At 66.2% G+C, this 23,996-nt stretch carries 22 protein-coding genes and 1 pseudogene; 12 read left to right on the forward strand and 11 right to left on the reverse strand.

Features of this window, described 5'->3' with window-relative positions; translation table 11 throughout:
* Positions 1 to 343: 343 nt before the first annotated feature.
* Together ACIHAO_RS41165 and ACIHAO_RS41170 are read left to right on the forward strand one after the other, a co-directional pair.
* Complete coding sequence (locus tag ACIHAO_RS41165; RefSeq protein ID WP_396567465.1) at positions 344 to 865, forward strand: TetR/AcrR family transcriptional regulator; 522 nt, start codon at positions 344 to 346, stop codon at positions 863 to 865.
* 182 nt (positions 866 to 1,047) lie between these two features.
* Entirely contained in the window at positions 1,048 to 1,557 is a 510-nt protein-coding gene (locus tag ACIHAO_RS41170; protein WP_396567467.1) for a hypothetical protein, read from the forward strand.
* 496 nt (positions 1,558 to 2,053) lie between these two features.
* Here ACIHAO_RS41170 and ACIHAO_RS41175 read toward each other — a convergent pair whose 3' ends face one another.
* The 3 genes and pseudogenes from ACIHAO_RS41175 to ACIHAO_RS41185 all read right to left on the reverse strand — a co-directional run bounded on the left by ACIHAO_RS41175 (position 2,054) and on the right by ACIHAO_RS41185 (position 5,464).
* Complete coding sequence (locus ACIHAO_RS41175; protein ID WP_396567469.1) at positions 2,054 to 4,339, reverse strand: hypothetical protein; 2,286 nt, start codon at positions 4,337 to 4,339, stop codon at positions 2,054 to 2,056.
* A gap of 224 nt (positions 4,340 to 4,563) precedes the next feature.
* A pseudogene (locus ACIHAO_RS41180) lies at positions 4,564 to 4,781 on the reverse strand (imidazoleglycerol-phosphate dehydratase); the annotation flags it as partial.
* A 158-nt stretch (positions 4,782 to 4,939) separates the two neighbouring features.
* On the reverse strand, positions 4,940 to 5,464 hold the full coding sequence (locus ACIHAO_RS41185; protein WP_396567471.1) for a GNAT family N-acetyltransferase: 525 nt from the start codon (positions 5,462 to 5,464) through the stop codon (positions 4,940 to 4,942).
* Positions 5,465 to 5,906: 442 nt separating this feature from the next.
* On the opposite strand from ACIHAO_RS41185, the gene ACIHAO_RS41190 reads away from it, so the two are divergent.
* From ACIHAO_RS41190 to ACIHAO_RS41205, 4 genes are all read left to right on the forward strand, one after another.
* Positions 5,907 to 6,113: a hypothetical protein gene (locus tag ACIHAO_RS41190; protein ID WP_396567473.1), complete on the forward strand. Its 207-nt coding sequence runs from the start codon at positions 5,907 to 5,909 to the stop codon at positions 6,111 to 6,113.
* A gap of 50 nt (positions 6,114 to 6,163) precedes the next feature.
* Positions 6,164 to 7,078 carry a hypothetical protein gene (locus ACIHAO_RS41195; RefSeq protein WP_396567475.1) on the forward strand — a complete coding sequence of 305 codons (915 nt, stop codon included), beginning with the start codon at positions 6,164 to 6,166 and terminating at the stop codon, positions 7,076 to 7,078.
* A 197-nt stretch (positions 7,079 to 7,275) separates the two neighbouring features.
* Positions 7,276 to 7,647 (forward strand): VOC family protein, encoded by a 372-nt coding sequence (locus tag ACIHAO_RS41200; protein WP_396567477.1) that lies wholly within the window; start codon positions 7,276 to 7,278, stop codon positions 7,645 to 7,647.
* Between the two features lie 74 nt (positions 7,648 to 7,721).
* Positions 7,722 to 8,402, forward strand: a complete 681-nt coding sequence (locus ACIHAO_RS41205; protein ID WP_396567479.1) for an alpha/beta fold hydrolase — start codon at positions 7,722 to 7,724, stop codon at positions 8,400 to 8,402.
* Positions 8,403 to 8,565: 163 nt separating this feature from the next.
* Here the strand turns inward: ACIHAO_RS41205 and ACIHAO_RS41210 are convergent, their stop codons facing one another.
* The 5 genes from ACIHAO_RS41210 to ACIHAO_RS41230 all read right to left on the reverse strand — a co-directional run bounded on the left by ACIHAO_RS41210 (position 8,566) and on the right by ACIHAO_RS41230 (position 14,651).
* Complete coding sequence (locus ACIHAO_RS41210; protein ID WP_396567481.1) at positions 8,566 to 8,916, reverse strand: hypothetical protein; 351 nt, start codon at positions 8,914 to 8,916, stop codon at positions 8,566 to 8,568.
* Positions 8,917 to 8,928: 12 nt separating this feature from the next.
* Complete coding sequence (locus ACIHAO_RS41215; RefSeq protein WP_396567483.1) at positions 8,929 to 9,279, reverse strand: hypothetical protein; 351 nt, start codon at positions 9,277 to 9,279, stop codon at positions 8,929 to 8,931.
* A 55-nt stretch (positions 9,280 to 9,334) separates the two neighbouring features.
* Entirely contained in the window at positions 9,335 to 13,570 is a 4,236-nt protein-coding gene (locus ACIHAO_RS41220; protein WP_396567485.1) for an RHS repeat-associated core domain-containing protein, read from the reverse strand.
* Positions 13,571 to 13,784: 214 nt separating this feature from the next.
* Entirely contained in the window at positions 13,785 to 14,096 is a 312-nt protein-coding gene (locus ACIHAO_RS41225) for a type VII secretion target (protein WP_396567487.1), read from the reverse strand.
* Positions 14,097 to 14,120: 24 nt separating this feature from the next.
* Positions 14,121 to 14,651: a YbaB/EbfC family nucleoid-associated protein gene (locus tag ACIHAO_RS41230; RefSeq protein WP_396567489.1), complete on the reverse strand. Its 531-nt coding sequence runs from the start codon at positions 14,649 to 14,651 to the stop codon at positions 14,121 to 14,123.
* A 653-nt stretch (positions 14,652 to 15,304) separates the two neighbouring features.
* Here ACIHAO_RS41230 and ACIHAO_RS41235 point away from each other — a divergent pair.
* The 5 genes from ACIHAO_RS41235 to ACIHAO_RS41255 all read left to right on the forward strand — a co-directional run bounded on the left by ACIHAO_RS41235 (position 15,305) and on the right by ACIHAO_RS41255 (position 18,576).
* Positions 15,305 to 15,478 (forward strand): hypothetical protein, encoded by a 174-nt coding sequence (locus ACIHAO_RS41235; protein ID WP_396567491.1) that lies wholly within the window; start codon positions 15,305 to 15,307, stop codon positions 15,476 to 15,478.
* A gap of 658 nt (positions 15,479 to 16,136) precedes the next feature.
* Positions 16,137 to 17,030 carry a hypothetical protein gene (locus ACIHAO_RS41240; protein WP_396567493.1) on the forward strand — a complete coding sequence of 298 codons (894 nt, stop codon included), beginning with the start codon at positions 16,137 to 16,139 and terminating at the stop codon, positions 17,028 to 17,030.
* 23 nt (positions 17,031 to 17,053) lie between these two features.
* Complete coding sequence (locus ACIHAO_RS41245; protein WP_396567495.1) at positions 17,054 to 17,521, forward strand: hypothetical protein; 468 nt, start codon at positions 17,054 to 17,056, stop codon at positions 17,519 to 17,521.
* Positions 17,522 to 18,043: 522 nt separating this feature from the next.
* Positions 18,044 to 18,352, forward strand: a complete 309-nt coding sequence (locus ACIHAO_RS41250) for a hypothetical protein (RefSeq protein WP_396567497.1) — start codon at positions 18,044 to 18,046, stop codon at positions 18,350 to 18,352.
* Complete coding sequence (locus tag ACIHAO_RS41255) at positions 18,349 to 18,576, forward strand: hypothetical protein (RefSeq protein WP_396567499.1); 228 nt, start codon at positions 18,349 to 18,351, stop codon at positions 18,574 to 18,576. The genes ACIHAO_RS41250 and ACIHAO_RS41255 overlap by 4 nt, the downstream gene beginning before the upstream one ends.
* 89 nt (positions 18,577 to 18,665) lie before the next feature.
* Here ACIHAO_RS41255 and ACIHAO_RS41260 read toward each other — a convergent pair whose 3' ends face one another.
* The 3 genes from ACIHAO_RS41260 to ACIHAO_RS41270 all read right to left on the reverse strand — a co-directional run bounded on the left by ACIHAO_RS41260 (position 18,666) and on the right by ACIHAO_RS41270 (position 22,239).
* Entirely contained in the window at positions 18,666 to 19,286 is a 621-nt protein-coding gene (locus tag ACIHAO_RS41260) for a hypothetical protein (RefSeq protein ID WP_396567501.1), read from the reverse strand.
* 952 nt (positions 19,287 to 20,238) lie between these two features.
* Positions 20,239 to 20,514, reverse strand: a complete 276-nt coding sequence (locus ACIHAO_RS41265; RefSeq protein ID WP_396567503.1) for a hypothetical protein — start codon at positions 20,512 to 20,514, stop codon at positions 20,239 to 20,241.
* 168 nt (positions 20,515 to 20,682) lie between these two features.
* Positions 20,683 to 22,239: an alpha/beta hydrolase gene (locus ACIHAO_RS41270; protein ID WP_396567505.1), complete on the reverse strand. Its 1,557-nt coding sequence runs from the start codon at positions 22,237 to 22,239 to the stop codon at positions 20,683 to 20,685.
* A 627-nt stretch (positions 22,240 to 22,866) separates the two neighbouring features.
* On the opposite strand from ACIHAO_RS41270, the gene ACIHAO_RS41275 reads away from it, so the two are divergent.
* Positions 22,867 to 23,862, forward strand: a complete 996-nt coding sequence (locus ACIHAO_RS41275; protein ID WP_396567507.1) for a hypothetical protein — start codon at positions 22,867 to 22,869, stop codon at positions 23,860 to 23,862.
* The last annotated feature ends 134 nt before the right edge of the window (positions 23,863 to 23,996 follow it).

Below are 23,996 nucleotides of genomic sequence, written 5' to 3' on the forward strand. Positions count from 1 at the left end.
AACACACTCGCCGCACTCTTCCCCGACCGACTACCACTCCACTAGAATCAAAGAAGAAGTCATCCGTGGCTTACACGGAAATCATGACAGGGCCGGCGGATGTCGTGAAGGCTCTCCAGACCTTCACCATGCATCTTCGACGCGAGATCCACTCCGATCGGTGAAGCGCGATCGGACAACCTGGCGACGGACGTCCTTTCATGCCGCCATGAGGACCTTCGAGCAGATGGCTGTACCGGCCCACGTTGCCGGTCGCCCCGGCAGTCGGGCTCACCACCTCAGCCGAGGAAGTGTCACTAGTTTGAGACTGATCATGGTGACGTCATCGTGAGACAACGGAGAAATGCTTTTCGAGACACAGGGGTTCGAACGCACCTCGGTCGCGCAGATCGCAGGCGCCGCCGGCCTGAAGGAGCGCTCCTTCTATCGCTACTTCCCCGACAAGCGGGAAGTCCTCTTCGCCGGCAACGAACTCGAGGCCCACCTCGTCGCCCAGGTCGAGGCAGCGGACCCGGACCTCACCCTGATCGAGGCGCTGCTGACCGCGCTGGGAACCGCCGAGGAGATCTTCCGCCCGCGCGAGTTCCTGCTGCGCAGGGGAAGAGTGATCGCCGCCAACCCGGCACTGGCCGAGCGCGATCTGATCAAGCTCGCCGACATCGCCGACGCGCTGGTACCGGCACTCGAGCGCCGCGGCGTCGATCCCGGCAAAGCACGCTTCATCATCGATGTGGTGCTGGCGATCCACCGGCGCGCCATGCCTCGCTGGCTCGCCGAGCCGGATACCACCCTCTCCCAGCTCATGGCCCAGGCCGCCGCCGAACTGCGCGAGACGATCACGCTGCCAGCTCCGGCGGCCGGCTGAGCAAGATCGGCCAGGTTTCCCCCATCGGCGATCAAGCCCAGGCAGACGTTGCGGCTGAGGCCGGGCGCATGCGCCGCTAAACACCCTCTCATGTCGCGCGCTCATGCGATGAACGGACGCACCAAAGTCCTGCGCCTGGCATGCCGCTCTTTCCCCAGTGGTGCATGGTCTACCGTTCCGCCATGTTCGATCGCATCCGCAAGAACGCCCGCGCCGCCGCACTCCTGGCGGACGTGTTCGACTTCGACATCGCCCGGCTCGACCCGGTCGAACCGGTGCGGTTGGCTTCGGATGGCAAGTTACGCGCGGTCGCCGGCGACGCCTCGGGCGGCACGTTCTTCGTATGCGACGAAGGACCCGTGCTCTACGCCGACTCCGAAGGTGCCGCCGCGATCGTCGCCGCCGACCTGGACGCCGTGATTCGCCTGGTCGTCGGTGTGCCGACCTGGCAGGACGTCGCGCCGAACGCACCTGACATCAACGCGATGCGCGCCTCCTTCGAATCTTCCTACGCCGAGATGAAGGCGGACGAGCCGCGGATCGAACAGCTCCGCTCCGAGGTCACCGCGGAGCTGAAACTCGACCTGGTCGCCGTCGACGAGCTGTTGGCGTCGCTGAGCAGGTGCCTGACAGAACTGTCGCCCAACTACGTGTTGCTCAACGAAGACGGCTACGAATACGACCCCATGTGACACCTGCTCCTCGCCCATGCACTTCGAGTCACACGGGTGCGGTGGGCTACGGAGCCTCAGCACTGTGCTCTCATGCCGATGAGAGCATCTCTGCCACTTCAGCCTATTTTTGTCGACCCGATGACGACCGAACTGGGCAAGGGGCCTACGTCAGGTCAATGCTCGTGTGTGACCTCAACGAGACGAACACGTAGACGACGTGGTTCCTGGCGCTGCGAGACATGCGGACCGCGAAGGGCCGTGACGAATGCGCGCGTCGGTCCTCTTGATCCACCGAACTCCGGGTCCGAGGCTAGCGCGGCAGCCAGTTCCTCTTTGCGGGCTTCCAGGGCAGTGGCGCAGTCATCGGCTTGCAGCCGGACCAGGTCGTTGGCTTTCTGCCATCCACCCGCGAGATGGCCGCGGCTCCGGCTTACCGGCCCTCGAGCGGCGGTTGAAGCTCGTGAGTGTTCCAGGTGGTTGGAACCGCCCGGAACACTCACGAGTCAGTCAGGGGTCACACGCGGCAGGGGTTTCCGCCGGGGTGGCCCGCGGTGGCTTCGACGTTGGCCTTGGCCTCGCCGATCACCACGTCGGTGAGCAGGGTGTCCAACACGACCGCTTGCTGGGTCACGCTTGTCGCGGTCGTCACGGTGCTGTTGAGCCGCAGCGAGCCGACCACCAGCGGGATCGTCAGTGGCGCACTGCCCACCGTCACCGAAAGCCCGTTGATCTTCAGGCTGGCGATGCTCGACGAACCGGCCAGCGACGGCACCAGCCCACCCGGTCCGACGACACAGGTCGCCGTCGCCGTGGACCTGATCACGCCCAGTTCGATCGTCACCAACGGGAGGACCGCGCCGGCGGTGACCTTCGAGGACTCCACTCTCGCCTCCGCGAAGGCGCTGTCACCGGCAGCGGGTGGCGATGCGGCGAGACTGTCGGGTGTCTGGTCGGTCCTGGCGTCGAGCACGTTCAGCCGGACACCGACGATACCGGAGTTCAGGTTCACGTTCGCCAGGTTCTGATGATCGTCGACACACGGCACGTCCGGCGGGTTCGCCCTGGTCACAATCAACCCGGCCAGGTTGAGAACCGTTGCCTGGCAAGAGAAAACGCCGGTCCGATCCGAAGTCTGGATCCGCAGGTCGGACAGGATCGGGCTGGCCCCGCTGGGACTCGCCTTCATTGTCGCCCGTGCCTCGATGTAGCGCCCGGTCATGGTGAACTGGGCGCCATTGCCGACCGCCGCGAACGACTGGGCGGCCAGCCCGGCTTCGGTGTCCGAGGTACGCGCCTCGACGGTGATGCTCGTTCCCGCCGGGACACTGCCCTGCGGCTCGGTGTTCCAGGTGATCTTGCCCCACGTCTGGCCCGCGACGCCGCCATCCTGGACGACGGACCAGGTGCCCTGCGGCGCGGTGATCTCACCGAGGACGGACCCGGTCATGTCGCTGTAGTTGTACGGACCCGCGCCCGCACCGAGGTCGACGGTCAGGTCGACCGCGCCGACCGGGAACCCGCCACCGCCGATCGGCCCGGCGGTCGGGTCGATACGCTGGGCGTTGTTGGTGTTGAGGTTCGTGACCCACACCTTGCCGTTGCTGTCCACCGCGACGCCGGTCGGGCCGGCACCGCCGGGCAGCGCCACGTTGCCCACGAAAGTACCGTCGGTGCGGAGATGCCCGACCGTGGTCTGCGGCCCGAGTATCGAATGCGCGACCCACACGTTCCCGGCCTTGTCCGCGGCGACACCCTGTGCGTACTGGTTGCCGTGCGGGAAAGTACCGAGTACGGCGCCCGACGGCGACATCTTGACCACTGCGGAGCGGTCAACGGTGGAGTGCCAGATCTCGCCGGTGTTCGGGTCCATGCCGAGCCCGTAGTCACCGTGCGAGGTGCCGAGACAGGCACCGGCGCCGGTACCCGGTTCGTAGCGCAGCAGGTTGTTGCCGAAGCGCGCGGACCACAGCGTGCCTGCCTTGTCGATCAGCCCACCGTACCCGCCGCAGCCGAAGTTGATCTGGGAACCCGCCACAGGAGCCCCGGACGTTCCCATCAGCTTTTCGTGATCGTTGTCGGCGCCGCCGGTCCACAGGTCGTTGTTGGCGTCGACGGCGACCGTCCTGGTATTCGTGCCGGTGACACGGGTGTAGTTGATAATGCATTCGTCGGCCGCCGTGCTGACGCCGCCATTGTCGTTGGCACCACCGGCGTTGGTCCATGGCCGGATGTCGCCGAGACCACGGGTGGTGGCGTACAAGCCGTCCAGGTCCCGGTCTTCACAGGTATTGTACCCGAATGGACCCTTGAGATAGTCGCCGACCGGATTCGGCGTGCCGTCGGCATTGCTGCGCGTGCCGCCCTGAATCACGCCGATCCTGGTCACGGAGCCTTTCTCGCCGGTGTTTTCATCGCGGTTCGACAACCAGGTATTGCCGAATTTGTCGACCGTCGTGCGGGAGGGGTTGTGCCCGCGGCCGCTGGGCGCCGATGTCCATTCCCCGACGACCGCGCCGGTGTTGACGTCGATGCGGACCATGGTTCCCCTGGCCGAAGCCGCGACATTGACGTACGGGAAGAACACCGTCGACCTGTTGAGCTGCAGCTGGTTGTTGTTGGGTGCGTCGTGATTGACGTCCTGCAGGACCCCGTTGTCGAAATCGGCGTCCGTCGTATAGAGGACGTTCTTTCCCGCGACCGGCGCGGCCGCGGCGATACCGGGCAGCTGCGTCACCACAAGCGCGGCGGTCAGCGCTAGAACGTTGACCGCGCGGACAGATCTTCGAGATCGTTTGCGCATCGCTAAGTCCCTCCCGAACAATACAGGCGCCCACGTCATCGTGGATGCCTATCGGAAGTCGCGGGACGCATCTGGCATGTTACCCGATACGATCTACGAACATTTCTTTCGAAATAGGGCAAATGCACAAACCCGGTCAACCAAATGGCATTCGGGTGACGCACTACGGCAAACTGATGAAGGGACTCGTGAGTGTTACCGACGGTTCAAACCGTCGGTAACACTCACGACCGCTTGAAGGCACACCCTTCGGTGGACGGAATCCCGCCCGCGCGGGGTTCGGCTCGGTCGCGGTACGCAGTGCGCGAGCGACGGCCTTGTGCTGGGCTTCCGCGATGTGGTGCGGGTCGCGGCCGTGCAGCACGCGGACGTGCGAAGCGATCCGCACGTGGAATGACAGCGAGTCGAAGACATGGCGCGTCAGGACGAACAGGTAATTCCCGCACGGCTGCCGACAATACCTGCGCATGCTGGCGCAGCACGTACCGCGGCAAACCCTCACCCTGGCTCAGCGCAACGGGATCAGCTTCGCCGAACAACCCTTCGTCTGACAACGAGTCGCCTTCCTGCTGACGTGCGAATGGCGACCCGGCTAAGCGGCTACCGGCGAAACTCTTGTCCGCCCGCGGCCAGCGGGCGTGCGCGCCATACCACGCCGAGTGCAGGGTCGCCGGTGGGACTTGACTCGATCCTTTCCACTGTGAAGCCCTCACGCTCGTAGAACGCGCCGGCGCGCTCGTTGCCCACGAAATGTTCTATATACAGCCGCTCAGCGTCAGCAGGCAACTGTCCGATGAGGACATCGAGCAGCCGCGGGCCCAGCCTGCGGCCACGATGTCGAGGGTGGAGGTAGAGCTTGTAGACGACGTGGTTAGCCCCTCTGCGGCCGCGCTGCCCGACGCCGACGACCTGCCCGTCGGTTTCTTCGATGACCACCAGACCTCCGGCCACCGCTGCGTCGACGTGCGTCTTGTTCCACCACCTGCGGACCTGCTCATCCGCCGCAGCAGTGCCGATCAGCGGGGCGTAGTGCGGTCGAATGTGCGCCTCACCGAATCGGCAGATTGCCACCACATCGCCCTGCCTGGCATCTCCCGACCGGTTCGACGCTCGACGCCATCGCATCCTCCGCAACGAACACATGCTCTCGCACCGGCCAGATTACGACAGCGCAGCCCCGCGCTGCCCAAAGACCCAGTCGCTAACAGGCATCACGACGGAGGAAGCGCGCGTAGCCGGTTCACGACGAGGATGGCCTCGGTACGCCTCAATCGTCGACCTTGCACTCCGCCAACCGGCGTACACGAACGCGCGCTCATGCCGCCGAGCGGGCGTCTCGACAGACGTCCGCTTCTGCCGATGAGCGGGCGTTGGCGATTCGAGCGGAGAACTTTCGGTCGTCGGATGCTTGGGGCCGAAGGCCGCTCGCGGCGGGCTCATGCGCTGGTCTGCGTTCGGCCTCCTCGCAGGCAGTCGCGTGATCTGTGTCTCCGGATGGAGAGTCAGGTATGCGTCCCGGACGCTGGTCTGCTCGCTAAAATCAGGTGATCACTTTGGGGGTGATCGCGTGTTCGAGCGCTATCTGGCCGGCTACCGCTATTTCGCGTTGTTCGAATCCCAACGCGCCATGTCGGATGTCGGTAACGCCAAGGACCTCTACCGCAGCATCGGCTCTCACGACGAGCAGAGTATCTCGGCCACGGCGTGTGGACGCGAAGCGATGGCCTGTCGAGAACCGGCGACCGGGACTCCTACGAGGACTATCGCGAGGTGAGTGCCGCAGAGTTGGAGTGGCTCAGGCAAGTGGCCGACGACCGTGGGCCTGTGAAGCACGAGCGGCGGGACGGGTTCGAAGGCGGCGGTTTCGCGGTGTTCCGGTACGAGGCCGACATGATCGACCTGCGCTCCGCGTACGCCGTGGTCGACGAGTTGCTGCCGGAACACCGTTACGCGTTGTCGCTGGCGCCCTTCGAACGGGACAGCCTTGCGGGCATCGTCGCTCTGCTGGCGGCACGGCGGCGAGCCGAACAGGTGGAGGGCCACTACCACTTCGCGGAGTTCGAGCGGCTGGACGACGTCGCGGACCTCGACCGCGCGCACGCGCTGATCCGCTGCCCCTCAAGCGGCCACGGCGAATGGGAGACCTACCTGCAAGAGGGTGTGTGGGTGTTGGGCAAGGAGCCGCGGGACAGGGTCGTGCGGCCGGTGGGCCGCGACGATCTGGAACGGACCATCCGCGGACGGGAGACCGCCGAGGCCAGGTACTTCGACGTGTGGCACGGCCTCGCCACCAAGGGCGGGTACTACGTCCACGATCTGGTCCGCCGCACCGGATCGGCCGACGAGTCCCCCGACGACCTCGGCTGGCAGCACACCGATGTGCTCGGGCGGCTGGAGCCCGGCTGGTGGGTGGTGGAGTTCGGCGAGCGGCACTTCCGCACCGCACGCCACGTCGCTGCAATGATGGGGAGATCGCGCGCGTTCCGCGGCCGGGCCCACGACTACCAAGCAGTCTTCCGCAGTAAGAACGACGTCCACGATCTCGGCAACGTCCTCTTCCTGGCCAAGCGCCTGCCGAACCCGTATGAACTCGAATACGAGCTGTGGACACCGGACGGCTGGCAGCCGACCAGTAAACTGCTGGTTGAGTACACCATGCTCCCGATCTCCGAAGAGGAGTTCCAGCGGCTGGCAGCGTCCCACCCAGGCGACCCGAAGACCGAAGACCACAGCCCCTGAGCCAACGGAATTCCATATGAGGCGACCACGCTGCAACGCACTCTCATGTCGCTGACGGCGCGGTGTGCCTAGTGCGGCTTTCACGTTCAGACGGCCAACGGGCAGTGACCCGCGTTGGCCCTGCCGCCGCTCGCGCTTCTCGGAAGACCGTACGGAACGAAGCGCGGAATGTCGTACCCACGTCCTACGGTAGGCCGATGGACTGGAAGATCGAACTCATTCCCGTTCCGGTGACCGACGTCGACCGGGCCAAGGCGTTTTACGAGAAGGTCGGCTTCAACGCAGACCACGACCACAAAGTGCATGAAGGCCTGCGGTTCGTCCAGCTGACACCGCCCGGCTCGGCTTGCTCCATCGTGATCGGCGAAGGCCTCACAGACAAGACGCCTGGCACGCAGGAGATCCAGGTCGTGGTCGCGCACGCGGAGGTGGCGCGTAAGCAGTTGCTCGATGCCGGTGTCGACGCGAGCGAGGTGGACGTGCAGCCGTGGGGCAACTTCGTCTACTTCCGCGATCCTGACGGCAACAGCTGGTCGCTACAGGCCATCGAGTCACGCCCCAACGGCTGATCGACGGGCTTCATATCTCGGCTTTGCCCTACCAGCCCTGGCCATGCACTCACATGCCGGAAGGAAATCCACCCGTGACCACTTATCTGCTTGTACCCGGCGCCTGGCACGGCGGCTGGTGGTACGACCCCGTAGTCCCCGCTCTCAAGGAGGCCGGGCACACCGTCGTCGCGCTCACTCCCATGGGCCTGGATCCGGACGCAAACCCGCCACAACAGGTGATCACCCTGGACGACCACGTGCACCAGGCCATCCAGGCGCTACGGGCAGTTCCGGCGGAGGCGGAGGGCAAGCGCGATGCCGTCCTCGTCGGCCATAGCTACGGCGGAAGCATCATCAGCGGTGTCGCGGACGCCGAATCCGACCGAATCCGAGCACTGGTCTATCTGGACGCCCTGATCCCCGAAAACGGGGATTCGAGCTGGTCGATGACCAACGACGAGGAGCACACCTGGTACGTCGACGGGTCGGCCCGTACCGGAGCTTTCGTTGATCCCTTGCCGTTTTTCGATAAGCGGGCACGCCCGCACCCGCTGGCCACACTGATGCAAGCCTCAAAACTCACGGGGGCATGGCGCGGCGTACCCGTCAAGCACTATGTCGAAGCAACAGGCTGGCCCGGCGCATCCCCGCTCGCGGCGATGACGGCGAAAGCACGCGCCGACGAACAGTTCACTGTGCATGCCTGGGACACCGGACACAACTTCATGCACAACGCTTCGGAGCTCGTCCTGAAGCTCATCGTCGACCTCTAACCGGGGACCCTTCGCGCAGGTGCCGCGACCTCGGTGCAGACACGCTGGATGCGTTACCGAGGCTTGCTGGGATCGGACGGCCGGCCGATCCCAGCAAAGCCGGTGTCCCGCCGACCAAGTGCCACCGAACGTCCTCTCATGCCGCGATGAGAACCCGTGGCGCCTAAGCGGGGCCGAGGGCGGCGATCTCCACGCCGAAGACGCGTTCGAGCACCTCGGTGAGGATCAGGGTGATGGTGAACTTGCTCTGCCCCTCGTCCTCGGTCCACAGGCGGAATTCCACCTCGATGTGGCGTATTCCGTCCACCACTCGTTCGGTGGCCGGGACGTCGGGGTCGTGCAGCGCCTTCGCGGGGGGCCACACCAGTTTGTGCCCGTATTCCCGTACCGCCGCGGCGATTTCGTCCGCGCTGAACCGGCGGCCCTGGGTCAGGTTCTGCAATGCGGTGTAGTCGCCATCGGCGAGGAGGGTAACGGTTCCCTGTACGGCGTTCACGGCTTCGGGCGGGATCATTCGTCTTCCTTCTCAGGGGATGAAGATGTTGTTGACCAGCAGGGTGTAGCGACCCGACTCATCCTGGAAAACGTCGAGCTGGAGGACCAGATCGGTGGGCCCGTTCGCCGTCCGGAGAAAGGTGTCCACCCGGAACCAGGGCCGTTCCTTGGCCGCGTCGTAGAAATCCGTCGACGACATTTGCTCGGCTTTCGACGGCAGCACGAATTCCGCGTCGTAGTCGTCAAGGGCGGCCCGCATCTGCGCGGCGGACATCCGCAGCCCGCCCGTCCAGCGCTCCAGCCCGGCGGTATCACCGGAGACCAGCATGGACACGGCCTGGTACACCAGGTCCTCGACCTCCCGCCGCGCGGTGTCCTCCATCCGCCGTCCTTCCATCGTCGCCGTGTGCCTTCGGCGAGCGTATCGCCCGGCGCGCTCACCGCCGGGTACCCGGTATTCGCGTGGGTGTGTCCAGGGTGACGCCGAGTTGCCCCATGAAGTAGAGGTCCGCCCGCGCGATCTCGGCGGCGGCCTCGGCCGGGGACTTGCCCGCCGCGAGCAGCGCGCGGTAGGCGACGTCACGCTCGGCGCCATAGGTGCCACGGCCTTCCTTGGGCACCTGCACGGCGGTCGCCCGGCCGTGTTCCGTGGAATCCGGGCCTTCCCGGCGGCTGGACGGGCTTTCCAGCGCGATCGACGGGGCGTCGTTCCGGTTGTATCCGGGCAGGTCGCGGACCGCTGCGTCCTGGATGATGTGATGCCCGTCCTGCGGGATACCGGCCAGGTCGCGCTGGTGGTCCCGGTAGGTCGGCGCCCACGGGCAGGTCTGGCCACGGCTCGGGGTGAGCGCGAGCGCGTCGGTCCATTGCAGCGGGTTGGGCACGTAACCGTGCGGATTGGGCCCACCCAGCAGGCCCAGCGGATCGGGTGAGGTGTATCTGCCCTGTTCGGGGTCGTAGTAACGCAGGACGTTGTAGTGCAGCCCGGTCTCGACGTCCTCGTACTGCCCGGGAAACCGGAGCGGGGTGTGGGCAGTGGACGTGACGCCGGCCAGTGCGCGGCCCCAGATGGTGCTCTGCCGGCGCCAGGCGATCTCGCCGTTGGCGTCCAGCAGTTCGGTCGGGGCGCCGACCAGGTCGGTGACGATGCTGTAGAAGCGTTCGTCGACCCACTCTTGGGAACCGGCGCCGAGAGTCGAGCGCTCGGACTGGGTGATCGGGATGTCCGTGCCGGGCTGGTAGTCCCAGTGGGTCACCCGCACGGCGGGCTCGCCCGCGCGCGAGGTCGCCTGCTCGGCGAGGCTGGTGCCGTCCCAGTTGAAATCGGTGCGCTCCAGCACCTCCTGGCGGTCCTCGGACAGTTTCTCCTTGGCGATCCGCCTGCCCAGCGGGTCGTAGCGGTAGCGCCACATGGTGCCGTCCGGGGTCACCGCGGCGGTGAGCCGGTCCTCGGCGTTCCAGGCGTAGTGCCAGGTGGCGGGCTTGCCGGAGAGCTTTTTCCGCTGCCGCAGCAGGACCCGGCCCTGCCGGTCGTAGCGGCAAAGGGTCCGCGACGACTCCTCCTCGGCCGGGACTTCGGCCTCAGCGAGGGCACCGGACGCGTCGTAGGCGTAGCGCTCGCTCCGGCCGGGACCGCGTACGGCGGTGACCCGCCCGCCGGGGTCGAGGTCGAACTCCCTGGCACCGGCGAGCTGGTCGACGACCGACCGCAGGACGCCGTCCCCGCGGTAGGAGTACGAGCGCCGCTGCACCAGTCCCGGCCGCCCGCCGCTGGTGGTGACGGCCTGGGTGCGCAGCCGGTGCCCGGAGTCCCAGGTCTGCGTCATGGTCAGCCCGCCGGACCGGCGATCGGTCTCCCGCCCGGCCTGGTCGTAGCCGAAGTGCAGGGTGTGGCCCGCCGTGTGCAGCGCGCGCGGCGGGCCGGTCATCGCGTAGTCCCAGGTGGAGACCGCACCCGACGGGGTTTGCCGGGAGGTTCGCCGTCCGGCGGCATCGAAGGTGGACCGCAGGGTCCGGCCATTGACCGTCTCGCGCAGGACCCGGCCCATCGCGTCGTACTCGACGCTGAGTTCGGCATCGGCGTTGCGTGCCCAGGTCAGCCGTCCCTGCGCGTCGTAGCGAAGGCTGGTGCGCTCACCATCGGCGTCGCGTTCGACCACCCGGCCCAGCGGATCACGGGTGAAGCGGATCGTTTGCCCTTCGGCGTTGACGCGTTCGACGAGCCGGCCCGCGGCGTCGTAGCGGTAGTGGATCTCGGCACCGTTGAAGTCCTTCTCGTGGACCAGGTTGCCCTCGACGTCGTAGGTGTAGCGCCACACCAGGCCACGGCCGTCGGTGACGGCCACGAGACGCATTTCCGAGTCGTACTCGTAACGCAGGCTCGACCCATCCGGCCGGAGTTCGGTGGCCACGCGGTCGAAATGGGTCATCGTGGCGCGGCTGGTGGCGCCGAGCGCGTCGGTGTGCCCGACCTCGTTGCCTTCGCCGTCGTAGTCCCACCGCTCGGTGGTGCCGTCGGGTTCGGTGCGCCACAACGGCCGCCCCTCCACCGTCCACCCGAACCGGGTGGTCCCGCCCATCGGGTCGGTCACCGCCACCACGCGGCCGAGCAGGTCCCGCTCGTACCGGGTGGTCGCGCCGTCGTGCTCGATGGTCGCGATCGCGAGCCCGGCGGCGTTGGTGACGATGCGGCGCGCGGCGCCGGCGGCATCGGTGATGGTGCTCAGATTGCCGCGCTCGTCGCGGGTGTAGCTCTCGCGTGCACCAGTGGGATCGATCGCTTCGACGAGGTTGCCGCGGGTGTCGAACCGCTGCTCCCACACGGCTCCTTCGGCGTCGACCAACCGGATGGCGTTGCCGTGCTCGTCGTACGTCGCGCTCTGGCGGGCACCGTCAGGACGTTCGACCGTGACGACGTTGCCGCGCGCGTCGTACTCCCAGCGCATGGTGTTGCCCAGCGCGTCGGTGCGGGAGAGCAGTTGGTGGTAGTGGTTCCATTCGGACAGCACGACGCCGCCCAGCGGCGTGACCTCGCGCACGACCTGTGCGCGTTCGTTGCGATGGTATTCCCAGCGCTGGCCCAGAGAATCGGTGTAGACGGTGATTCGGTCGCCGTCGTCGTAGGCCCAGTTGCCCGCGATCGCGCCACCGGAACCACTGGCCGACACGACGCGGCCCCGCTCGTCGTAGGTGTAGCCGTACCACTGGCCGTTGCGGTCTTCCCAGCGCACGATCCGGCCGTCGGCGTCGTAGTCGAAGCGCATCGGCAGGTCCGAGGAATTGATGACCTCGGTCAGCTGCCGCCGCTCGTTGTACCGGTACCGGACCAGCGTCACGTCCGCCGCGCGCAGTTCGGTGACCAGACCGGCATCGGTGCCGACGTGGACGCGGTACCCGCCGGAGTGCCGGATGAGCTGGGGGAGACCCGCGTCGTCGTAGTCGATGTCGATCCGGTGCCCGTTGTGGTCACTGATCGAGGCGAGGCGTGCGACCGGTTCTGCCGGGGTGAACGTGGTGAAGGTGCCGGGTGTGGTCTCGATCCGCCAGCCCTCTGGCGACCAGGTGAGCGGCCAGCGCGGGCCCACCACCGGGAACACCGCGCTGCCGTCGTGCGCGGGCAGCGGGTAGATCAGCCGTTCACCGGTGGGCCCGGCGAAGTAGGCGCCGTCGTCCTCGAACTCGATCCGCTGGTCCAAAGTGGACGCCCAGGAGGCGCCGAACAGCCTGCCCGCCCGGTATTCCGAGTAGTGCATCCGCTCGACGGTCAGCGGGAGCGCGCCGGGCAGCGAAACGTCGACCTCACCCAGGTACATCTGCCCGGTGGCGACGTCGACGGGCTCGCCGGATCCCGGCACGCACTGCCGCTCCCTGGACGCGGTGTTCGGATCGGAGCTGTTGCCCTTGACCGAGGGATCGTTGCTGCCCGGCTTGCCACCGTCCGGCGTGCCGGTGCCGCCGCCATCGGGGGTGCTGTCGGTGCCGGATGGGGTGGTGTCGGGGGAGTTGGGGGTGGTGTCGGGACTCTTGGATGCGTTGGGCTTGGCGGACGAGGGGGTGGTGCTGCTGCCCGGTGTACCGCCCTTGCGCAGCATTTTGGACAGTTTCTCGATGATCTCGCCGAGTTTGTCGATGATCTTGCGGATCTTCGGGGAGACGTTGCCGATGGTCTTGATCAGCTTGCGGATGAAGTCGCTGATCTTGTTGATCGTCTTGGCGATCGCGGTGGTCGCCTGCACCGCGATCACCGGAGTCGCGAACCCCAAAGTAGCAGCGGCCTCCAGCGCCCAGGTGATGAGCTTCCCGACCAACTCCGCCACCAAGTCTCGGACGAACTCCCGCACGGCCGCGACCACCGTGCCCATGATCATCACACCGGCGGAAATGCCATCGACGAGAGAAGCCGCGCCGGCCAACGCGTCCGCCTGCTCAGCAGCCGCACCCCGATACGCGTCGGCACCTTCACCCTGCCAGCCGGCGGTGCCGTTGTTCACCTCATTCGTCAGATCACCGGCGATCGCGTTCACCTCACCGGCCACATTCGCCCAGGTATCGGAGAACGACTGGATCACCGGTGGGTCACCGGCCAGCCAGTCCAGTGCCTCCTTCAACGGCTGCACATGCTCGATCAGCCACGACACCCCATACGACGCCAACGTGCCGATCGGATCCACCACCAGGGACAGGACCTCCAGCCCAACCCCGACCGCACCCAGACCCGCCTCAACCCACGAACCATCCGACACACCGTTAGCCAGATCGACCGCCGACTCCGCAATCCCGATCCCTGTCACACCCGTCGTCTGCGACTGCGCTTGCGCGACGAGTGGATTTCCGCCTGCCGTCATCGCCAGTCCCTCCCCTTGGCTTTCGAATCAACGAAAAACGGGCTCAGCCGGCTTCGGCTTTCTTGATCGCGTCGACGGTGTCGCCCTCGCGGTCCTGATACGTCTTGGCGGCGTCCCGGACTTTCGTCGCGATTTCGGTCAGCGACTCGGCGGCTGTTTTCAGGGCGTTGACGCCCATTTCCTCGAACGGTTGCAACAACATGGCGAAGGGTTGGCAAATAACCCCGTACGCGCTGTCGTTCATGGTCACCGTGTTCGCCGCTTCCACGGCGGTGCCCATCCGGTCGGCGAGCCCGTCCACTTTGCCCGTGTGCGTAGTGAGCTCGTCGGTGAGAACCTGATAACCCTCGGCCATGGTCGTCCCCTCCCCAAAGAATCGTCAGTCGCGTCGCAGGAACGACTGGTCGCTGAAGTCCTCGCCGTCGTCGTCCGATCCCGGTTTACGCCGCGGCGTCGGCTTCGGCGCGGAAGGAGACGTCGGCCGCGGCTCCTCTTCGTCGTGGTGGAACAGTTGCCGTTCCGGGTCGGGCGGTGGCTCGTCCTCCTCCGGCGGCGCCGGGAAGTTGTCCACGGCGGTCGCCACCAGATGCCGGGTCGTCTGGTCGTCGCCGACGGTCTCGGCGGTAATCTCGGCCAGCCGCTGCGGATACTTCGACTGGGCCTTCCGCATCGCGTTCAGTACGTTCGCCGCGATCTCATCCGGGCTCATTTTCAGCACCGCCTGAGTCATCTTGACGTCCGTGGGCAATCCGTTGTGACCTACCGTGACACTGACCGCGCCGGAAGCCACCGACTCGGTGATCGATATCTGCTCCACCTGCTCCTGCATGCGCTGATAGCGCTGCGCCTTCTGCTCCGCGTCACGCTCCCAGTCCGCCACCATGCGCTCGACATCGCTGAGTTCGGCCACCGGCCACCACCCCTCCCTCGGCACGCTTCCCCGTCACCACTGACGTTCTCGGACCGTCGCGGGTTCCGTCAACCCCGGTCAGCGAGGCACATCCGACGTGATCGAAGTGTTCGCGACAGCGACGGTGTTCACGCAGCTTCCACGAAGGACTGCGTTGCCGATGACCGAATTAGGCGACCGAGGACGACGGTGGACGGTGATGTTCTCGTCGCTGCGGCGTCTCGCCGTGCACGCCGGCGACTGTGACAACTTATCTGCGACCGGCGCGAATTTTACGGAATTAGTCCGGAAGGGGTCGCGGTGATGGTCGATCCTGACGACGCGCACCGTTTTCCGGTGCTATCGAGGGTTGCTCCGCCGGATTTCGTAGTGTGGGTCTCCAGCACCTCGAGCTCTACATGAAAACCCAGACCATCCACCCCTCGTCCCCCTGCGACACCACCCCGGCCGGGGCGGCGGCTCATTAACCCCGCGAATTCACGGCCCACATGCGCACGACCTCACCTCAGGCCGTACTCATTTCATTCGCTGCTGAATCCTGATTCTGGACGTGCAGTGCGGGGTTCGTCCGGCGCGACGCGCGGAAGCACAAAAGCCTGACTGGGCACGCCCCGGCTGCTGCACGCGCCGAAGACGGGAGGCCGTGGACGCCCATGCGCACCAGGATGCTGCGGTGCCGGTCGAAGCCGATCAGCGCTCCGCACGACGAAGTAGGCGATCCACTGCGGTACGCGCAGATCGAGTTCCTCGAGTACTTGCAGGTTGTCGTCCAAGGCGACCTCGCAGCGATCATGGGTGTCGAGCCCACCTGGAAGCTGCCGGGATAGGTGAGAACCGCGGCCGTGTGGCTGTCCGGTCGATGGTGGTCCAGCCACGCCACTGGAGGTAGGTGGTCAGCGGGCCACGGCCCCGTCGTCCGGGCGGTGGCAGGTCAGCACCGTGCAGTCGTCGATGCAGTGCATGATCACATCACCACGCGCCCGGCACGGCAACAGGCGGAGTGACAGACTCGCCAGCGAATGTCACCGGAAGGAATTTCTTTGTGTCCTGCTTCGGATTTGACGCTTGTCGTTCACGAGTGAGGTGGAATTCGTCAACAGTGGTTGCGCATAAATAAGTTTTCGCATTCTAATTTAATGCTCTCGTTAATATCATCACGTTCACTCCGTTGGAGTCTTTCCAACCTGCTGACGACTGCGAGAGTGAGTGATCTCACTGGAGGAGTCATTGCTTTCAGGTAGTAGCACTTCTTGGCTATCTTTTACGTGACCTGAATCGGATCCGTTGCGTTTATTCGGCCGCGATGATGGGAGTTCTAGCAGGAGCTTGGTTTCGGCACCCGCCGGTTTGGCCGGATGCGGATTCCATGCACTCCTGGTCGTCGGTCCGCCGGTCTCGACGCCGCTGGTAGATCACGACAGACCGGCGGTGTGCCCCAGGGCGTGATGGCCACCGACAGTGATATGCGGATTAGGGGGATCGAGAGTGCTTGCCAAGATGAGGGCCATCCTGCTCGCGCTGGCTGGAAGCGTGTGTGTGCTGGGCGCACTGACGCAGTTCGTCACCGTCGATCGCGCCCCATCGACAGTTGGCGAGACTGCGCAGACACAACCGTTGACTTCACAGGAGAAGTCCGTCCTGCACCGGGCTGAACAGGTTCTGCTGCAAGCATGCATGGCCGACAGCGGATACGCCTACGTCATGGTCGCGGAGGAACCGGCGTCCTTTCTCCGACGGTTCCCCTATGTGGTCGACGACCTATCCTGGGCGCGCGAACACGGGTTCGGCAACGACGTGCGCGACGAGGTTCGGCAGCGCGCGGCGCATGACCCGAACAAGCGCTACTTCGGCAATCTGTCGGCGGAGGACAAGGCGAAGGCGCTAGCCGCGGTCAATGGTGAACGCCCGGTGGGCCTGACCGCGACATCGCCCGCCGGAGTCGAGATAACCCGAAGCGATCGCGGTTGCACCTCCCAACTGGAGAAGAAGCTCTATGGCGAACTCCAGACCTGGTTCCGGGCCAAGACCGTCAGCGACGGACTCCACGTGCCTCGGCGCCAGCAGGTGTCCGTGGATCCGAGGTTCCAAGCAGCCCTAACGGAATGGGCCCGGTGCATGGCCGCCCGGGGCTACGCCTTCGCCGACCCTGCCCGTGTCCACGAGACGTTCCGGGTCCGGGGACCGGAGGAGATCTCGGCGGCGATCGCCGAGGCGACGTGCGCCCAGAGCACCGGTTTCGCCTCCGTCGCACGCGACCTCGACGCCCACTACGAGGCATTGCAAGGACAACTGTACGGGCGGGAGATAGCGGACCGCCTTCGTCTGGAACGTGCCGCACTGCCTTTGGCCCGTGCGGTGGTTGAAAGTCAATCCCGATGAATGCACCAGGAAAGGGAGAAACCGTGAGGAAGGCGATTTTTGTCGCGGCGGCCGTGATCGGCCTCAGTGTGGCGATGACACCGTGGGCGCAGGCCGAGAGCTCACCTGTCGGGTTTCAGTCCAGCGAGGATCGGGCGGTGGCCGCCGCCGACGGCCTGCTGCACGTCTGGGAGCACCCCTTCGGGGGAGGCAAGCACTGCGCGTGGGTCGGCAAGTCCAACAACTGGGACGAGTGCGGCATACGAAACAAGGGCTCCGACATGTGGAACAACGGCTACGCCGGCAACAATGACGACGTGTGGCTGCACTACAACGCCAACAACACGGGGGCCTACGTGTGCATCGGCCGAGGCACGTCGTGGAACAACCTCACCAGTATCAACCCGCCGCCGCCCGGCACGCAACGGATCACCTTCTGGGCCAACACCGGCTCCGGCTCCGGTCAGCCCATCGCAGACAACGTCGCGTCGCACGAGTGGGGAAACTGCTGACCCGACGGTGATCTGAATCCACGACGTCTCCCGGCCGCACAGCGACCGGGAGACGTAGCCGCCGTGCGAAAGGCGCGAGTCACTGCACGCGCTGAAGCGGGACCTGCCTCACGCCCTACGAGAGTGGGCGAGTACGCCTGGTGCACACGGCGGTCGAGAGCCTGTCGATCAGGGAAGGGCCATTTGACGCCGCGCTAGCGGTCAACACAGCCGGCATGTGGCCCGATCCGACCGCCCGGCTACGCGAACTCGCCCGGCGGGCGCGTCGCTCTGGTGTCCCAGCCCCATTGTCACGGAGCCACCGCGGCCGCTTCGGCGGCCGCCGAAGCGGAGCTGGAAAGCCAGCTTGCCGAGGCTGGGTTCGAGCGCCTCCGAACCGAGATGCTCGACCTCAACCCGCCGGTGGCGTGCGTCATCGGGCACGTGGCACTTGCCGATGGCGTCGAGCTCCCCGCTCGTCCAACAGCGCGGCCATGACTTCCGATCCGAGCACAGGCGTATGACGGCGACCTGCGGCGGTCTGTGAGGGCGGTCGGTGACCCGCTCGTCGTCCTCGGCCCGAAGGGCGCGGGCCCGATCATGCCCGCGCAGTTCGCCGAGTGGGTGGAGCGTTCGGGGATCAAGCTGATCCCTCGGTCTTGGCACCCGGTCAGTGAACGGCTGATGGTGGTCGAGGAGGACGCGACCTGGCCCGAGAGCGCGGAGCCCACCCGAGTGGCGACCGTTTTCCGTGCCTCTGGCGGGAAGGTGACGGCGGCGCTGCGGCTGCCGGATCTCAAGTCCGCCCTCGAGTTGGCCTACATCTGCCGTGAGATGGCGGCGTCCGAATGACGAGCGGCGGCCCTGGTCAGGTTCTGTTCCACTTCGTCCGGCATTGGGCGCGCCGGCCGGTGACGGCGGACGCCGGGGGTGAGCAGGGCAGGCTCGTGCTGGCCTGTGAGGCACTCTACGAGATCTTCGCCCAGTTGACCGCGGGCTGGAGCGGCAAGAAGCGCCGCGACTTCCAGCAGGCGATGACCGACCTGTTGGACCGCTCTTACGCAATGGGCGCATAAGCCACGCGGACGCACCGCTCAGCGTCGAGGAACGCCGCCGCACGGCCATGCAGTTCACGACTCCGCTGGAGTGGTTCGCGTGCGGTGTATCAAGCCAGTTCGTTGACCGTTTTGCCGTCCCCGTCCAGGATCTTGATGGTGGGCCGGTCGTTCTCGTCGACCTGGAGCACGATTCGCGGACGTCCTTGGGAATCGCACAACGCCAGCTGCGCGCCGAAGGTGGTGTGGCAGCCGAAGAGCGCGCGCGGTGTGGCACGGACGCTGGGTCCGGCGTCGGGATCCGGAATGCCGTTGATGGTCAAGCCCGCGCCGCCCACGCCGTCCTTCGCGGACAGGCTGAGGTTGATCCCGTCCACCGCGTGCGGATAGTCGAAGGCGATGCGGCCCCCGGAGGGGTGGACGAGCAGGCCGCCCTTTTCGTCGCCGGTCTCGTCGTTGAAGATCAGATAGGAGCCGTTCTCCGGTCCGGAGCGCCGCTCGGGCGGGTAGGTCTGGCCGTCGACGATCAGCGGCGGTTTGCGGCTGTCGAGCAGGAACCGCTGCCGCCCTCGCTTGTCTACCACGGTGAACGACGGGCGCACCTGGTGCTTGTCGTCCACCGTGGAGTCCACAGTGGATTCCACCGCGCTCGCGGTGCCACCGGCCAGCAATGCGCCACCGGCGGTCGCCGCCATCCCGAAAGCCGCCCGTCGCCCGAGATCCCCTGCCATGCCCCAGTCTCCTCAAGTCGGTTACCCGGACGCTAGCAAGGATCATCACTCGATGTGACAGATCGCCAGTACCTGTCACTCGCTTGGGCTATCTTCACCGGTCCTCGTGCGCCGCGGCGCGGGCCGCGCGCCGTCGAGACCGGCAGTACGCCCTCTCCCGATCGCCCAGTAGTCACCGGAATCGGCAGCGGGCCACAGCAGCCCAGGTCGCGGCCGCGGTGCCCACCGCGGAATGGAGCGACACCGAGCTCTTGCACGCGGTGCGCCACAGGCAGCCCGCCACGAGCGCGGACGCCTACGGCGTTCTTTACGTGCGGCATCGCGCGTCGGCGCACCATTTGGCCGGGCAGTTGGCCCGCTCGGAGCACGATGCCTACGACCTGGTCTCCGGGCCTTCCTCAGAGTGCTCGATCACCGAGCCGTTCCGCGACACCGCCCTCACCGGCCTGGAGCCCCTGCTCGCCGCGCGCGCGTTCGCCCGCGTAACCAGGAAGTCATCCCCACTCCCTGAACGCCATCGTGGCCGTCATCATGCAGGTCAGATGTCTGACCGGGGCGCGGGTACGAAGCGCGGCACCGTACGGGGTTCGCCCAGCTGTGGTTCTGTTCCGCTGTGTCGTCAGCTGTTTCTGAAGAGGCGAATTCCAAGCGGTCGGCGTCGACCGGTGCCGACGCAACGGACGGGAAACCAGTCGTCGTAGGGGACAGGGTGCCGCTGCTCGCTCGCGTTCAGACCGTCAGCACGCGGTGACCCGCGTCCTTTGCCCGACACCTGGAGGGTGGGTTCAAGCCACATCGCCACTTCTGCCAGTAGCCCACCAGGGGTGGCACCTCACACGTCGTGTGACAAGTCGGCAAGGGCCAAGTTCGCGGCCGTCGCGCCGTGGCATTCGGTGTCTTCTCGTCGGTCGAGGGACCTAATTCTGCCGGGCAGCTGAAATTCGGCCGCTATCTACTTGCTCCTGGCTTTATTAATAGCATCGATAATTTCAGTGACCTTCTTCAGTTCTCCCGCCGAATAGAGAAACGTGTCCTTATTCAGTTTATCGGCGAACATTGGCACGTTGACTACTGCGTCGGCACTAGCTCCGTTGTGCTTGATGACCACCTTGCCGGGGCTGAACACAGTCGGCTTGGTGTGCTGTACACCAGTGATGTTCTTGAGTGGGATAGTGTGCTTGTAGTCGTCCGGGATGATGCCCTTCTTGACCGCAATGCTGATGACCACCGACTGGCCAGTGAAGCGAAGCGAGCGGCGGCGAGACCGTACGTGCATTGGGGGCCTTTCGTATCGGGGATCGATGAGCTTAGGGCAAGCATGGGGAGTGCCGCTAGGGCGCTCCCCAAACAACTACTTGCCGTTAAGTCCCGGTAGCTCTTCATTTGTTTTGATCGGTCAGGTGGGGTTGGGCAGCGACATGCCGGGCAGGCTTTGGTTTTCCGGGACCACGCCGTCGACCAGGTAGGCGTCGACGACCTTGTCCACGGCCGGGTTGCCGTACCCGTAGACGCCGTGGTCACCTTCGCCGGTGACGGTCAGCAGCCGGGAGTTCTCGAACCCGGCGTGTGCCCTCCGGGCGCCCTCGATGGGCGTGGCCGGGTCGTTCACCGACTGGACCATCACCACCGGCGGAAAACCCTTGCCGTCCATTGTGGGCAGTGGACGGGGCTGCCCCTCCCAGAAGACGCAGTTCTGGAGGAACATCCAGAACCCGCCGGCCAGCAGCTTGCCCTGGTCGAGGAATTTCTGCGACCTGCGGATCACCGACTCCCGGTCGCCGGGCGTGGGGCTGTCGTTGCACCGGACGGCGGTCAGCACGGCGAGCAGGGCGTCATTCGGGTCCGGCTCGGCCGGTGCGGCGGCGATCGCCGCCCTGGCCTGTGCCTTGGCCTGCTCCGGCGCGTCGTCCCGGGTAAGCGTCCTGAGCTGGACCAGGAAGCCGGCCAGGGCCGGGAACGCCTGCTTGCTCTTGAGCAGGCCGAGAAAACGGCTGTCCAGGTCGACCGGGCCGACCTTCACGCCGTCGACCTCGACCGGATCGCGCGTCAGCGCGTACCGGACCTGCTCGAAGGTCTGCCGGACCTGTTCACCGGTGACACCGAGCCCGTACCGGTTGTCATGGGTAGCGGCCCACGGCAGGAAGTCCTGCCGCCAGCGGCGTTCGTAACCCATGGGCTGCATGTCGAACGACGCCGCCCAGGTCGAGGTGAAGTCGACCGACGAGTCCAGCACGAACCGGCCGACGCGGTCGGGGAACCGCTGGGCGTAGTGCGCGCCGAGCCAGGTGCCCGCCGAGTAGCCGATCCAGTTGATCTTCTCCCGGCCGAGCAGGACCCGCAGCAGATCCAGGTCCTTGGTGTTGTGGAAGGTGTCGACGAACCTGCCGAGTTCACCGGAGGCCTGCTCGCAGGTCTTCGTGGTCAGCTCCACCGTGTCCAGGAGGAGGTCCAGATTGCGCGGGTCGCGGTCGCGCGGGTCGTGAAAGGCACCTTGGCCCGCTCCGTCGCACGAGATGTTCGTGCTCCTGCCGGTGCCGCGGGTGTCGATGCCGATGATCTCCTGGTGTTCACGCAGCTTGGCCTGCTCGCGCAGCGAGGCGGGAAACGAGCGGCCCGGCCCACCGGGGCCGCCCGGGTTGGTCAGCACCGATGCCGTCGTCTCACCGGTGGACTTCAGCCTGCTGATCGCGATCGTCACGTCCTGCCGGTCGTCCGGGCGCTCCCAGTCGCGCGGGGACGCGAACGCCGCGCACTCAAGGACCTTCGCCGTCTCCGGTTTGTCCGGCACATCCTCGGCGGTGCACTGGCGCCACGCCAGGTCCTGTTCGGCGTAGCGCGCCGGAATGCCGGTCGTGTTCACCGTGCCGGGGTTCGCCAGCGCGGGGGTCATCCCCGCGAGCAGGCCACCCGCGACCACGGGAATCACCATGGCGAACCACAATTTCCTGTCCATAAACCGCCCCTAGGTTCAAAACAGCCCGATCGACTACATCGCGATGAACAGTTGAACCCCTGCCCCCGGGGCATACTCAAGGAACTCGGCAGAGAATTCCGCTCATAGTCCGCCTTGATCCCGGCACGGACCCCCGCTCGTTGGCCGACGGATGAGCGCGTCGAGCAGGGCGTCCGTCGACATCTCAGAGCGATGCTCGGCGCGCACACAATGTCAGAGCCGATGGCATCAACGCGATCCGGCAGTGTCACCCGAAGAAATGCCACGAGACTGAGACTGATCTTGATGAAACACCCTGAGACACGCGAACAAACTGCACGTCGCAGAATATCGACATGTCACACGCGGCGAGACCCTGCAGGCGGGTTGCAGGGTCCCAGAATCGATGACACTTTCCCAGGGATCGTGGCACTGAAATGGCACTAGTGCCACGAAAACTGGAATCTATCTCCTTTCAGGCGCGATCCTGGCGGCGGTGAGCCTGGTACCCGTGGCATCGGCACGGGCTCCGTTGGCCGCGGCGGACTGCCAGCACGGCTCTGCCCTCGAGCAGACACCTGGCCTGGCCTGACCCGATCCGTGTCGAACCGGGTGCAAGACGTAGTCGCCTGCGGCATGGTGGGAGGTGTGCGAACCCTTCTGGCCACACTCAGCGCCCTGCTCCTGGTCCCGGTGCTTGCCGGAACCGCCCATGCCTACGACAAGATCGCCGAGGCCGCGCCGGTGACGATGGTGGAGTCACCCAGCGGCGAAGGCGAGGTCCGTGCCCGGCTCGTCCTCGGCACGGTCGCCGCGGGCACCTCGCACAACCTGCGTAGTGAGATTGAGGTCGGCGACGGCCGAGTGGACGGCGCGGTGTCCGCCATCGCGATCGGGCACAAGATCACCTGCCAGCCGGTGGGCGGCACGACGCTGCCGAACACGGCGACCCAGCACGGGCAGATCTGGAGTGGACAGAACCTGCTGCACGGCGGTGGCAGGGTCACGCTCGTCGTGCGCATGTTGTTCAAGCCGGCCACCACGGGCAACTACGAGTGCCTGCTGCGGGCGTACGTCCTCAACGGGTACGCGGCCGGGCAGCCCGGTCAGCCTGGTCGCGAGACCGCCAAGTTGTACAGCGGCTTCATCGGGGACATCGACGGAGCCATCGGCCCCGAGGGCTTCGCGCAGACGTTCGGGTCCTCGCAGAACACCTTCCTCGGGATGGATGCGCCCGGCAAGCAGGTGAACCCGGTGGACTACACCCCATTGCCGGGAGCCACCAGGTTCCTCGCCACCGCCGATCTCTTCGCCACGAGCTGTTATGGCGATGGGGGCAACGCCTGCCCGGACGGCACCACCTATCCCGGCAAGGCCAACACCGCGATGGTGCGGTTCCGGACGGTCGCGACGCCGTCCTCAGCCGCGCCCGGCTGCGTCGCCCAGGCCACGCCCTCGGAAACCGCGGCGGTGAGCGGGAATCTGCACCACCTGCGGCTCCTCGGGCAGCTAACGGTGACGCAGCCGGCCAGCGGGTGCGGGACCTGGCGGATCAACGCCTTCGTGCAGGACAACGGCGGCACGCTGCCGTTCGTCATCCACGGCAACCCGTACTCGGTTACCTACGCCCGCCCGCCGGTCTGACTATCGGTTCATGGTCGGCACCAAGACAGTCCGACACGCTGGTCGCCGCATCGCCGGTTCGGCAAGCACTACCGGTTCAGCCGGGAGGACGTCGCGGAGATGGCGCGGGTGACGAAGAGCGAGGTGCGTCCGTA

The organism is Amycolatopsis sp. NPDC052450 (assembly GCF_044547565.1).
Taxonomy (GTDB): Bacteria; Actinomycetota; Actinomycetes; order Mycobacteriales; family Pseudonocardiaceae; genus Amycolatopsis.